Source organism: Candidatus Omnitrophota bacterium (assembly GCA_030688425.1).
Taxonomy (GTDB): Bacteria; Omnitrophota; Gorgyraeia; order Zapsychrales; family JANLHA01; genus JAUYIB01.
This window is the reverse complement of the sequence record JAUYIB010000012.1, coordinates 764,650-777,276: the sequence shown is the minus strand read 5'-3', so window position 1 is coordinate 777,276 and position 12,627 is coordinate 764,650. Positions and strand designations below refer to the sequence as shown.

Here is a 12,627-nt window from a genome sequence, read left to right as displayed (position 1 = left end):
CGGCAGGCCCCCCGGCTTATGGGCGGGAGGCCGCCGGAATGAACAGAGGTTATTTACTTCCCCAATAATCTGAATACCCGGGTTCGTACTGCTGCCCGATCTGGCTCTGGGATTCGGCATGCATCCGTTTGCGGAAGAAGTTCGTCGTCCCCTTTTTAGCGTTTTCTGACCAGGACGAGCTTTTGTTCTTTTTGGCTTCTTCCATCAGTTCAGCGTCATTATCACACTGTTGCGCGACTTTTTCAAGGTCGGCCCCTCTTTGTTGGAGGAGGGCGTCGGCTTCCTGATAGTGGCCCTGGTCCGCCAGCGCGATCGCCTGCTGTTTGATTTCCGAAGTCCGGGTCAACTCGGCGTCTTTGAGGATCTCTTTGTTCAGGGCCTTGTCGACCACGGCCTGGTTGCTGTCGAACCGGATATTAACCGCCTGGCGCTCGCTGACGGTTTCCTGGGTTTTGGGGTCGAAATACTCGACAGTCACGCGGGCGACTTCCAGATTGCCGTTGGGCTTGCCCGCAGGGACCTGGACTTCGAACATCGCGCTTTTTTCGTTTTTGCCGTAAAGATTATTGATGGTCAATTCCATGTCGCGGTTTCCGTAAACGGCTTTGCGGCCGATGGAGCCCACCGGCACAACGCCGTCGGCGCATTCCACGCGGATCTTCACTTTCTGCGCGGCCAGCGTCATGGATTCGTCGATCTCCTGGGCGAATATTTCCGGCAGGCGGTCGCTGTCCTGGGCGAAATAGGTGTTGCCGCCGCTGGACTCCGCGAGCGCCCCCATCAGGTTTTCATTGTAATCCAGCCCGACGCCTACGGTGGTGATCGTGATGCCGTCCGATTCCAGCGAATCCCCCAGGGAGGCGATCTCCTCTGTCGAAGAGGGCCCGATGTTGGCGAGTCCGTCCGAGAGCAGGATGACCTTGTTGAAGTATTCGCTGGACAAGTTTTTGCGCAGTTCCCGGGCGCCCAGGCTCACCCCGTCGTACAGAGCGGTGGAGCCGTCGGCGTTGATGCGGTTGATGGCGCTGGTGAACGTTCCCTTGTCTTTCAGCGGCTGGGCCGGGACCATGACCCAGGCCCGGGAATCATAGACGATCAGCGACACGATGTCGTTGGGATTGAGCCGGTCGATAATCTCCAGGGCCGCGCTGCGGGCGTTCTGGATCTTGTTCTGGCTGCCCATGGACCCGGATTTGTCCAGGACGATGGCCAGGTTAAGGGGTATTCTCTGTTTTACGAAGTCCATATCCGGGGCGGAGAGCCCGACGCGGATGACGACATTTTCCGGGGTCCCGCTCATGATCACGGGTTTATCCAGGTCCGCGTAGACCTTTACGCGTTTGTCAAGGGCGGCCTGGGAGGGAACAGCCGAGATAAGGGTGAGTCCTGCGAGAATGAATAACAAGCGTTTCATATGTCCTCCTTCAATGTGTTGATGCGTTGATTAATAGCGTCTTTGGATCACCGGGATGCGGCGATCGTTGTTCCAATTGTTTTTCGTGCGGATATTGTCGTAGCCGGCCGGAAACGCGGCCAAGTGAAGGAGCGCGCCGCGGTAAAGCAGGGCGTTGGCGTTCACCCCATTGTTGTAGGCGGACAGTTCCACGCCGAGATCCACCGCGGATTTCTGCCGGTAGGACGCGTCATGGATTCTCCGCAGGATTTGGATGGCATCCCGCTGGCTGATCGACCCCGAGCGGGAGCTGTCGATTGATGACAAAGAGGCGGATTTGAGGATCTTCGGCCAGAGTTCGCGAAAAAGGTCCGGGTTGGCGAAAATGTCGACACTTACGATATTGCCTCCGACGCCGATGACAACCCCGACCGTGTCGCGCTCGAGCTGGGGAATATTTCTCAGATAGGTTTCATGCTGTTCGATCCTCCGGCGGACCGAGGTGTCCTCGTAAAGGCTTTGATAGGCGCTGGTGTTGGATTTGATGCCCATGCGGCCTGAGGACGAGGAAATGTGGCCCCAGATGTCGGATTGAGTGGAAGGGCCGGCGTGCTGGGCCGCGGCTCGCATGTTCCAGGTGCCGAGATTTTTTTTACTGTAGAAATTCCGGGACTGTTCATTCCATCGTCCCTGTTCCGTGCAGTAGACGGGAACAATGACGTTGCGGCTGCGCGGGCCGATGAGGACGTCTCTTCCCACGATCCGGTCCTGCCGTCCGCCGGAAAGGATCTCACCGCCCATGATGAAGACAGAGGTGTTGGAGTGATTGGTGATCCTGACCTTGGGAACGGTGCCGCCGTAGACCTCGGTGATCTCAAGCCAGTTGCGGCCGAGGGCTTCATCGAGGGTCGCGTAATTGTTTCCGTCGCGGGCCTTGGTATTGTAGATGGGGATGATGGTGAGGTTCTCGTAATAGACCGGGTCCCCGACCTCCAGAGACTCGATCACATTCTCCAGCTCGCCTTTCGCGGCCACGGTGCCGACCCATTTCACGCAGAACGCCGCGACGAACACCATGGTGAGCAGGATCAGCCAGTTGACATTTTGACTTTTCATGACAATTCCTCCTGTTGGAAATTTGGGGGACGCCGGGTCCCTTGCCGGGGATAGCCAAACCGCCCTGACGTGCTTGTCAGGGCGGCGATCCCGCGCCAGGCGCGCGGGCGTTCTGTATGCCGGAGACCCCGGTCTGCCCGGACCTCCGGGTTGATCAGCCCGTTTCTGAGCAGGTCGTCAGGGATCCGGGCTGTTGTTGTGAGGGGCTGCGTATTCATCAACACAACTATCGCACGGATAGCGAGGCCGGTTGTCATGAGGGGGTAAAATGATTGTAAAAAAATTGTAAAATCGCGTGTCGCGGCGGCCCCGGACGCGGTGCGGCAAAAATTTGCCAGAGGGGGCGGGCATGCGGTATAATTTTATTGCCTACCGATCGTATGGGGTCGTTCCTTCCTAACCCCACTCACGCATCGGCCAGTTGGCAAACCAGTACCGCGTATCACTCATCAAGCCGGAGAGTTCCCCAACTCTCCGGTTTTTTTTAGCGCGCTTCCATAGAGGTTTGCGAGAAAAGCGCGATAGAGAATCCCGAGCTCGCCTGGCGCGGCGAGGGATTGCAAGAGCAGTCCGCGGCTTTATGGATTCCTTCCCGGGGCTTTCATTTTTTCAAGAACACTGTTTATTCTCATAAAATGTCTGATTATAATGATTATTAAACGAATAATCATTCGCGTACCCAGGACTTTTGCCCTTGCGAAAAATTCTTTTTCCTCTTCTGATCACTGCCGCTTTTTGGGCCCTTACGGAGAGTTCATGGGCTGGCTCGCCCTTGACGGAAAGCGAGCGTCAGCGAAAAATTTCCCGGGAACTCAACTGCGTGTCGCGGCATCTCTCTGCGGAAGACTCCCTGGCCTGGGAAAATGTCTGCTATGCATGGGAGAATAAAGGGCTCCACAGGGAGGAGAGGAACGCCCTGATCAGCCGCGAACTCGACCGTATCAACGCGTCGCCAACCGGAGATGCGGTTGTCCCTGCGGAGAAAATTTCTGGCGAGATGTTTCCTGGCTCTCGCGAGCAGTCTGCTGTCCAGCCTCTGCCTGTGGGTGATGCCCCGCAATCCTTGAAAAAAGACCGCCGGGAAACGAAACTCCGCCAGCTGCCTTCTTCCGCGCCGAAATCCAAATTGGAAATGGGCCTCGAAAGTTATTATCACATTTACAGCGAACCCGGGCTCATGGAACAGCGGGGCCTGTTCAGCGGGGTGCAGGGGGCTTACACGTATCGTCTCTCGGAGAATAAGGCCGTTCAGTCCTGGCGGGACATCTTTTCAAACGAGAATATGGTGAACGTGTTCAAAGTGGAAGGCATGCTCGGCTGGGGTTATGTGGATTTCAAGGGCGACGGGATCGCCGACCATGAGAATGACCGGAATTATCTGTATGAGGCCCGTTTCCTGGCCGGATACGACATCCCCATGATGTCCGGCACGCGCTGGACCCCGTACATGGGTGTCGGGTACCGTTACCTGAACGACAACTCTCCGGGCCGCCTGCTTCCTTTTACCAGTTTTTCCGGCGCCTTTGGCTTTGAACGCGAGTCCCGGTATCTGTATCTGCCCTTCGGGCTTGAGGTTTTCCGGCAGATGCCCCGTGATTGGACCATGACGATGATCGGGGAATATGATCTGTTTATATTCGGCCGCCAGACAAACCATTATTCCGACGGCGGCCCCAAGGTGAACGGGACAGAGGTGCTGGATGATCTCACCTTCCGCCAGGACACCGGTTTCGGGCTGCGCGGTTCGGTCAAGCTTGCCCGCGAGACGGAAATGGCGAGCTTTTACCTGGAACCGTTCATCCGGTATTGGAACCTCAAAAATTCCGAAACCAAACATTTCACCTCCCACAGTGGTCATACATTCTGGTATAGCGCCGATTTTTCACAACGGCGCGAGGGCTCTCAGGCCAAAAGCGATACGCTGGAATTCGGGCTGAAGATGGGGGTGAGTTATTAACGTGTTCAAGAGCAAGGGAGGCGGCCATGGTGGACTTTTGCCCGCATTGGAGATTTGCGCTTTTTGTTCTCTTTGCCGCGATCCTGCTGGCCCAGGTTTATCTGCGCCGCTGGGCCGAGGGATGGAGACAAAAGCAGACGTCGATCCTGATGGATACGGGGACCATCCCATCGGTCGATCAGGAAGCCCGGGCGTTTATTCCAGTAGTGGCCTTGGGGGCCTTTGTTTTCGCGGTGGCGTCGGTTTTTGACGATTACTGGTTTAGTTTTATTGCCGGCGGCTTTGTGCTTTCGCAGGCGGTCCCCCTTGCCCAAACACTCGAGGCGGGGTTAAATTGGAAAATGCTCAATGGGGAGTCGCCTGCCAGCGGCCAGATCACATTCTCCACGGTTTATATTTATCGAAAATGGGCCTATCAGCTGGCGGCCATGGGGACTTTTTGCCTGTTGACGGCGGTCTTTTTTGTTGTCCATCCCTGTCTGGGCGGGGCGGCGTTTTACTGTTTTGCCATGAGCGCCGGTTATATGAGGGCGGCGCAAAAACTCAAGAGAATATAGCTATTGCCGTCAGTCAGGGGCGTTAGCCGCGTCCTCGAAACGTCCCGGGAAGTAATTTTTTACCAGGATTTATTGAATTTCTATATAATTAGTATAGATAAGATTAGATCGACTTTCATGATGCCATTTTAACCTTTATACCGAGGATAAAAATATGAGCGATACACACAGATTCCGTAAGTTGGTCCCTGTCATTGACCAGGAGTTGTGCACCGGGTGCCGCACCTGCGCCGAGATGTGCAGTTCCGGCACGATCATTCTCCAGGACGGGATCGCCGTTGTCCTGCATCCCGAAAAATGCACGAGCGAAGGCCGGTGTCAGGAAGCCTGCCCGCTTGGCGGCATGCATATGCAGTGGGTCGTGATGGATGGCGACCGGACCATCGGCAGCTGGCGGGTCGACAGCCCGGATTACCCCGGATTCACAGATTGACCCGCTTCCCATATTTCCTGATTTAGGAAGGCGGTGAAACCCCAGGCGCATGAGAAAATCCCCTGCCCCCATGTGGTACGTGTATATCCTCCGTTGCGGCAACAGCGCTTTTTACACGGGCGTGACCAGCGATCTGGCGCGCCGTTTCGAAGAGCACCGTTCTGGCCGGGGCGCGCGTTACACGAGGATGTTCGGCGTGGAGGCCCTGGCCTATTTTGAAAAATGCCGGACCCGGCGGCAGGCCATGCAGCGCGAAGCCAGGATCAAGACCTGGAGCCGCGGCCAGAAAATGGCCCTGGTCGGCAACGGGTGGTCAGAACCCCCGGCGTTGCCCGTTCCCAAAAAATCAAGAGGACCTAAAACATGCTGAAAAAAATTCTTTTCTGTTTAGCGGTGATTTCTGTGATGTGCGTCAGGCCTGCTGCCGCGGAGAACGCGCCGAACGTTCATGTCTTCACCGTCCGGACCATCGACGGGGAGGAGAAGAATCTGGCGGATTACCAGGGGAAAGCGTTATTGATCGTGAACACGGCGTCGAAATGCGGATTCACGCCCCAACTCGGCGGGCTGGAGAAGCTCTATCAGCAATACAAAGACAAGGGACTGGAGGTCCTGGCGTTCCCGGCCAACAATTTCAAGAATCAGGAGCCGGGGGACAACGCCCAGATCAAGGGTTTCTGCCTGCTGAACTACAAGACGACATTTCCGCTGTTTTCCAAGATCAGCGTGGCCGGAGACGACATCGCCCCATTGTATCAATATCTCATCACTCTGCCGGGTTTGGAAGGGCCCATCACCTGGAATTTCAATAAATTCCTCGTGGACCAAGATGGGAACGTGGTTGCGAGGTTCGGCACCCGGACAGACCCGCTGGCCCCGGAGATCACCGGAAAAATCGACGAGCTCCTGGCCAAGTGATACCCCATGCGTGAAACGCTTCGCCTGCTGCTTTCCATCCTTGTCCTCACGGTCATCCTCACCGCGGTCATTCAGAAACTTGGATTTTATTTTCCCCGGTTTTCCCGTTTGCCGCCCCCGGCCCCTGTCCAGCTTCCGGCCGAAGCTAACCGTTTGCGCCTGGATGTCAGCGACGTGATCGAGCCGGTCACCATCCCCATTTATCCTCCCGTCGAACTGGACGGCAAGACCCGCGAGGACATTTTCAACATGCGCAAAGAGATCGTGGCCCGCCATTCCGGCCTTGTTCTGGGGGAGTACACGCCGTCTCTGCACCTGTTCGGCAACATCATGGACGGCAGGCCCTGGTGGGGGCTGAAGGGGCAGTATTGCTATGCCGACGGCGAGAAAAGCATCGAAGGGGAGTCGGAGGAGAGCCGGTTCTGGATGAATCCGTTTCTTCTCCTGTGGGCCGATGAATGTTCCGCTTTCCGCCGGGGGGAGAATTGTGATCCGATCTATCTGCAGGCGGTTTCGCTCGAATGGTTCCCCATCGAACGCAAGGCCGTGGCGATCTATGATTACAGCGGATTTCTCCAGGAAAAACAAAAGGCGGGGTTCTCTTCCGGCGATTTTTACAAACCGTTGTTGATGCTGGGAAGCTATAATGCCCGGGATTTTGGTTATGAGTATGCCTGGGTTTCTCCGAGCGAATCGGCCAGGGTGCAATTCAAGATGGGCCAGCTGACGCGTACGCCGTCGAAATTGGACAGTTTTGTCCATCTGGGCCAGAGCTGCCATTACCCCGGCGGATGCAACAACGCCAGCCCCTTCGAGCCGGAATTGGATTTTTGGGTTGAATCCCTTCCGGCGGAGATCCATGCCAGTCTTTGGCATACTCAGCCCCGCAGCCCTTCCCAGGAAGCGGACTTTACGTTCGTCATCAAATTTCAATAATCCCCGGTGGATTCCTCGCCGCTCCAGGGCCTGTCCAAAATTGATTAGTGTTTTTTGGGGAGAGGGTGTATGATTACTCTTTCGATAGAGATTTTCATATCCAAGATCATCAACAGAGGAGGGCCTTCCATGAAGACAGCCGCTTCGTATCTCGTGGTGACCGCAGTCGTTTTTACCCTGGGTTTGACCGGGTGCGCGCAGAAGCCAAAGTCGGCTGATGCCGGCGCCGCCATTCAGCAATCCTCGGCCATGGCAACGGTGGATGAAAAAGCGAAATTCCTCGTGAGCGAAGCCAACGCGTTTTTGAGCAGCCAGAAATATGAGGATGCCATGAAGCTGGCCAATCACGTCCTCTCGCAGGTCGACCAGAATTCCGCGGAAGCCAAGAGTATTCTGGAGAAGGCCCAGGCCGAAATCAAGGCCCTGGCGGAAAAGAAGGCCGCTGAGATGAAGGCGGAGTTGGAGAAGAAAATGGGGAGTCTCGGTCAATAAAACGGCTCGTCAAGGAGTCCAGCCATGAAAATCGTTCAGGAATTCAAGCAATTCGCCATGCGCGGCAACGTTGTGGACATGGCGGTCGGCATCATCATCGGCGGCGCGTTCGGCAAGATCGTTTCCTCCGTGGTCAGCGACATTCTCATGCCCCCCATCGGGCTGATCTTGGGCGGGGTCAATTTTAAGGATTTGAAGTTGACCATGAAAGCGGCCGAGATGGGCGCCGATGGGAAACTCAAGGACGCGGTCACGCTCAACTACGGGAGTTTCCTCCAGGCGACCGTAGATTTCATCATCATCGCGTTCGCGATCTTCATGATGATCAAATTGATGAACACACTCGAGAAAAAAGAGGAAGCCAAGCCGGCCCCGCCCGCGCCTCCGACCAAACAAGAGCTCCTGTTGTCGGAGATCCGCGACTTGCTGAAGCATCAGTAAGCCCCGGGATGTTCCGGTTGCTGTTTTCACAAAACCCCTGTCCTCCGGACGGGGGTTTTGTTTTGGCGGGCTCCGTGCTATTACGGATAGCTTTCGCATTTTTATCAAGATAGAATACGACAATTATTAAAATTTATTTATACTATAGGGGATGAAAAAGACGTTCCGTCACTTGAAAGCGTTGATCCTGGCCGCGGCCCCTCCGGAGGAGTGGCTTCTGCCGGTCCTTTTTTTGTTGGGCGGCCTTTGCGGGCTGGGTCTTCTCATTTTTAATGTTTCCAACGCGTCCTCGTATCTTTCCGAGGATCCCCGGACCTGCATCAATTGCCACGTGATGGTCCCCCAATATGAGACCTGGCAGAAAGGCAGCCATGGCCGGGATGTGACCTGCATGGACTGCCATGTCCCGCACGACAACATCATTCATAAATACGAATTCAAGGCCAAGGACGGGACCCGGCACGCCACCATCTTCACCCTGCGCCAGGAACAACAGGTCATCCGGATCAAGCCGGAGGGCCGGGCGGTGGTCCAGGAAAACTGCATCCGCTGCCATTCCGGTATTTTGCAGGACGTGAGCATTCACAAGACAACCTATGAGGATTATTTGAAAGGCGACGGCAAGCTGTGCTGGGAATGCCACCGCGACGTCCCCCACGGCACGGTGCGGAGCTTGTCCGCAACGCCTTACGTTCAATCCCCTCAGCTTCCGGACCCGTCTCCGGGATGGCTCAAAAAGTTTTTTCCTTTACCAGATAACCCTTCGATGAATGAGGAGGACAAACATGAAAACCATCGTTGATCTCATCCGCAAGCGGCCGATCGTGGGCTGGGGGATCTTCCTGGCCACCGCCATGGTCGTGTACGTTTTCGGACTTTTTGCCACATCGATCATCGAGCGCCGGGCCGAGTCGCGCATGGCCCGCCAGGTGCTTCATCCGATCGATGAGCTTGAGGTGCGCAGCGAGGAATGGGCGAAAAACTATCCACGCCAGTATGACCGTTACAAAATGACGGCCCAGGGGGAATTCGCCAGCCGCGAGGGCGGGAGCGTCATGATCGACATGCTGGAGCGCGATCCCCGGATGGTGGTGCTGTGGGCGGGTTACGCGTTTTCACGCGATTACAGCCAGGGCCGCGGCCACGCGCACACGATCGAGGATATCCGCAACACCCTGCGCACGGGCGCTCCGCAGCCGGCCACCTGCTGGTCCTGCAAAAGCCCGGATGTCGTCCGGATGATGGCCAAGACCGGCCCGGCGGAATTCTATAAAGGGAAGTGGATCGAAAAAGGGCACGAGGTCACGCACGCCATCGGCTGCCTGGACTGCCATGACCCCAAAACGATGAGCCTTCGGATCTCCCGCCCGGCGCTGTTGGAGGCGCTGGAACGTCAGGGTAAAAAGACCGCGGACCTCACGCACCAGGAAATGCGCACCATGGTCTGCGCCCAATGCCATGTGGAATATTATTTCAAGGGCGACGGAAAATATTTGACGTTCCCCTGGGACAAAGGGATGGAGGCGGAGAACATCGAGGATTATTATGACGCGGCGGGATTCTCGGACTGGACCCATGCGTTGAGCAAGACCCCGATGCTCAAGGCCCAGCATCCGGACTATGAAATTTGGACCAAGGGCATCCATGCCCAGCGTGGGGTATCCTGCGTGGACTGCCACATGCCTTACCGCCGGGAAGGCGGGGTGAAGTTCACGGACCATTGGATCCAGAGCCCCTTGAACAACATTTCGAACTCCTGCCAGGTCTGTCACCGGGAGGACGAGGAGACGTTGCGGCAGAACGTCTTTGAGCGGCAGGACAAGGTCCGCGAACTGCGGATCATGGCTGAGGACGCGCTGGTGAAGGCGCACGTCGAGGCCAAGGCCGCCTGGGACGCCGGCGCGACCGAAGCGGAAATGAAACCGATCCTGCAATTGATCCGCCACGCCCAGTGGAGATGGGACTACGCGGCGGCCAGCCATGGTGCAGCCTTCCATGCACCACTGGAAGTGTCGCGCATCCTGGGCACGTCCATTGAAAAATCCCAGGAAGCCCGTCTGCAATTGGCGCGCGTGCTGCTGCAGCGCGGGGTCAAGGACCCGGTGCCCGTGCCGGACATTTCAACCAAAGCCAAAGCCCAGGCTTACATCGGCCTGGACATGAACACATTCATCGCGGAAAAACGGCAGTTCCTGGAGACCGTGATCCCGCAGTGGGACAAAGGGGTCCAGCCCAAGCCGGAGCAGGGGAAGTAAACTCCCGGGCTGAACGCAAAGCGAGGGGCTATGAAAAAGACGGCGTTGATCACTGGCGCTTCCAGCGGCATCGGGATGGAGTTCGCCAGGGTGTTTGCCTCGGAACAATATGACCTGGTCCTTGTCGCCCGCCGGGAAGAGCGGTTAAAAGAGCTGGCCCAGGACCTCCACGAGAAACACGGCGTGTCGGTGAAGAACATCATCAGCGACCTGACCGAGGTGGGCGCGGCCCGCAGCATTTATCAGGAGGTCCGGGACAACGATATCGTTGTGGACGTCCTGGTGAACAACGCCGGCTTCGGCGGGTTTGGGGAATTCGCCCGGTCCGATCTGCAGAAAATGACCGAGATGGTCCAGGTGAACGTGGCGGTCCTGATGCAGCTCACCCGGCTTTTTCTGGACGACATGATCGCCCGGAAGGAGGGGCGCATCCTTAACGTCGCGTCCATGGCCGCGTTCGTTCCGGGGCCGCTGATGTCCGTGTATTACGCGAGCAAGGCGTTTGTCCTGTCCTTCTCGGAGGCCGTGGCCAGCGAGTTGAAAGGCACCGGCGTTTTCATCACGGTGCTGTGCCCGGGCCCGGTCCAGTCGGAATTCCAACTGGTGGCCTACCGTGAAAATCCGTCCGTCACCCGCAAGCGCCGGATACCGACAGCCGCCGAGACGGCGCGGTTCGGGTATGAAGCCATGAAAGAAAAGAAACTCATCGCGATCACCGGCTTCACGAACAAGGCCATTCCTTTTTTTGTCCGGCTCCTGCCGCGCCAATTCCTCGCCGAGATCGCCCGCCGGAGGCAGGAGCTTCACCGCAAAACCACCCACACGGCCGGGTGATCAGTCGTCATCCTGCATCGACGTCCGGAAATCCGCCCAGATGGGCCGGTGGTCGGAAACCGCCCGTTCGGCGCCGGCGTCATCGTTTTGGAACATGTTTTCGTCAAACCGGATGACCCCGGCCCGCCCCGTGTATTCCCGCAGCGAATCTCTCTGGAACCAGAAATTATCATAAAGGCTGGTGTCGGTGATGGTGGTCTTCTCCGGCGGGCTGATGAGATGGATCATCTCCGGGATGGCCTTAAAGTCCGCCCATCCGCTGTCCACCGGCGGGAGGTTAAAGTCTCCGAGGACGATGATGTCCTTTTCCCGTGGGTCGGTGTCCATGACCTCGCGGTAAACCCTGGCCAGATGGTGGATTTCCTTGCGCCGGGCGTCTTTGAAGTCGCCGTAGACGAGGTGCACCGTGATCAGGGTGAAATCGAAATTCCCCGCCCGGAACGTCGCGTAAAACGGCGAGCGCATGAAGACGTCGCGCGGGTCGTCGTAGAGGCGGCCTTCGCCGATGAGCTGGATCTTGTCCGGGCGGAAGACAAAGGCGTACCGCTCTTTCACGCCTCGCCCGGTCGGGGGGCTGACGATGTAGTCGTAAACCTGGCCCATCTGCGCCAGGATATCGGTTGTCCGCTGGAGGACCTTCCCGTCGCGCAGTTCCTGGATGGCGATCACATCATAATATTTTAGAATATCGGCGATCTGCTGGAGTTCGTCATCCGTGCGGCTGTTGTTGGAGAATATCCGGATGTTGAACGAGCCGATGCGGATTTCGTCTTTTTCCCCGGTCAATTTGGCGGGGCGGGAGGGGGGCGCGGCTTTTGGGGCCGGAGATGACGAGGGCAGGGAGGATTGAAGGAGCTTTTTCCCTTTATTGTACCCGGAGACGGCCAGATCACGCGCATCCCCGGCGGCCTTGGCCGCCTTGTCCGGCCAGGTTTTGGTCTGAGGGTAACGCTCCGCGACCGCGTCCAGGGCGATCTTCCGTAACCAGGGATTAAAATACAGGATCGCCAGGACGATCAGGACGAAAAAGACGAGGAGCCGTCCCAGGCAGGAGGCCCTGCGTGTTTTTGACAAGGGGATCAGGGGCATAGGTTCTTCCGGGGTCAAGCGAGCATAGTATATCAGAAATCCGCAAAAATGTTTCATCCTCCCTTAGAAAATGAGTCCCCCGCGTTTTACGCGAGGACGGTTTCGCGGGAAGGAAAACGGATATTTTTATTGGTGGCTGTTTGCGGTTGCTTTATAATGAAATGCATCGGCACAGAACTTGCCGTCCCATGTCTCATGTCCCCTGA

14 protein-coding genes are annotated in these 12,627 nt (G+C 56.9%); 11 read left to right on the top strand and 3 right to left on the bottom strand.

The features are described 5' to 3' along the window. Positions 1-49: 49 nt before the first annotated feature. On the bottom strand, positions 50-1,414 hold the full coding sequence (locus Q8Q08_04760) for a VWA domain-containing protein (protein MDP2653324.1): 1,365 nt from the start codon (positions 1,412-1,414) through the stop codon (positions 50-52). 30 nt (positions 1,415-1,444) lie between these two features. Next, a complete protein-coding gene (locus Q8Q08_04755) occupies positions 1,445-2,509 on the bottom strand; it encodes a hypothetical protein (GenBank protein MDP2653323.1) in 1,065 nt (354 codons plus the stop codon). A gap of 820 nt (positions 2,510-3,329) precedes the next feature. Here Q8Q08_04755 and Q8Q08_04750 point away from each other — a divergent pair. The 11 genes from Q8Q08_04750 to Q8Q08_04700 all read left to right on the top strand — a co-directional run bounded on the left by Q8Q08_04750 (position 3,330) and on the right by Q8Q08_04700 (position 11,332). Continuing rightward, the gene (locus Q8Q08_04750) at positions 3,330-4,466 is read left to right on the top strand and encodes a hypothetical protein (protein ID MDP2653322.1); all 1,137 of its coding nucleotides are present in this window, start codon (positions 3,330-3,332) and stop codon (positions 4,464-4,466) included. A gap of 26 nt (positions 4,467-4,492) precedes the next feature. Next, on the top strand, positions 4,493-5,023 hold the full coding sequence (locus tag Q8Q08_04745) for a hypothetical protein (protein ID MDP2653321.1): 531 nt from the start codon (positions 4,493-4,495) through the stop codon (positions 5,021-5,023). A 154-nt stretch (positions 5,024-5,177) separates the two neighbouring features. After that, entirely contained in the window at positions 5,178-5,456 is a 279-nt protein-coding gene (locus Q8Q08_04740; protein MDP2653320.1) for a 4Fe-4S binding protein, read from the top strand. 49 nt (positions 5,457-5,505) lie between these two features. Further along, positions 5,506-5,826 carry a GIY-YIG nuclease family protein gene (locus Q8Q08_04735; GenBank protein ID MDP2653319.1) on the top strand — a complete coding sequence of 107 codons (321 nt, stop codon included), beginning with the start codon at positions 5,506-5,508 and terminating at the stop codon, positions 5,824-5,826. After that, on the top strand, positions 5,820-6,374 hold the full coding sequence (locus tag Q8Q08_04730; protein MDP2653318.1) for a glutathione peroxidase: 555 nt from the start codon (positions 5,820-5,822) through the stop codon (positions 6,372-6,374). The genes Q8Q08_04735 and Q8Q08_04730 overlap by 7 nt, the downstream gene beginning before the upstream one ends. Before the next feature lie 6 nt (positions 6,375-6,380). Continuing rightward, positions 6,381-7,310, top strand: a complete 930-nt coding sequence (locus Q8Q08_04725; protein ID MDP2653317.1) for a hypothetical protein — start codon at positions 6,381-6,383, stop codon at positions 7,308-7,310. A 129-nt stretch (positions 7,311-7,439) separates the two neighbouring features. Then, positions 7,440-7,802, top strand: coding sequence for a hypothetical protein (locus tag Q8Q08_04720; GenBank protein ID MDP2653316.1), 363 nt, complete (start codon positions 7,440-7,442; stop codon positions 7,800-7,802). Positions 7,803-7,826: 24 nt separating this feature from the next. Next, entirely contained in the window at positions 7,827-8,243 is a 417-nt protein-coding gene (gene mscL, locus Q8Q08_04715; GenBank protein ID MDP2653315.1) for a large-conductance mechanosensitive channel protein MscL, read from the top strand. Positions 8,244-8,394: 151 nt separating this feature from the next. Beyond that, on the top strand, positions 8,395-9,045 hold the full coding sequence (gene nrfH, locus Q8Q08_04710; GenBank protein ID MDP2653314.1) for a cytochrome c nitrite reductase small subunit: 651 nt from the start codon (positions 8,395-8,397) through the stop codon (positions 9,043-9,045). Beyond that, a complete protein-coding gene (gene nrfA, locus Q8Q08_04705) occupies positions 9,029-10,498 on the top strand; it encodes an ammonia-forming cytochrome c nitrite reductase (GenBank protein ID MDP2653313.1) in 1,470 nt (489 codons plus the stop codon). The genes nrfH and nrfA overlap by 17 nt, the downstream gene beginning before the upstream one ends. Positions 10,499-10,528: 30 nt before the next feature. Further along, positions 10,529-11,332 (top strand): SDR family oxidoreductase, encoded by an 804-nt coding sequence (locus tag Q8Q08_04700; GenBank protein MDP2653312.1) that lies wholly within the window; start codon positions 10,529-10,531, stop codon positions 11,330-11,332. Here the strand turns inward: Q8Q08_04700 and Q8Q08_04695 are convergent, their stop codons facing one another. Further along, on the bottom strand, positions 11,333-12,421 hold the full coding sequence (locus tag Q8Q08_04695) for an endonuclease/exonuclease/phosphatase family protein (protein MDP2653311.1): 1,089 nt from the start codon (positions 12,419-12,421) through the stop codon (positions 11,333-11,335). Between the last annotated feature and the right edge of the window lie 206 nt (positions 12,422-12,627).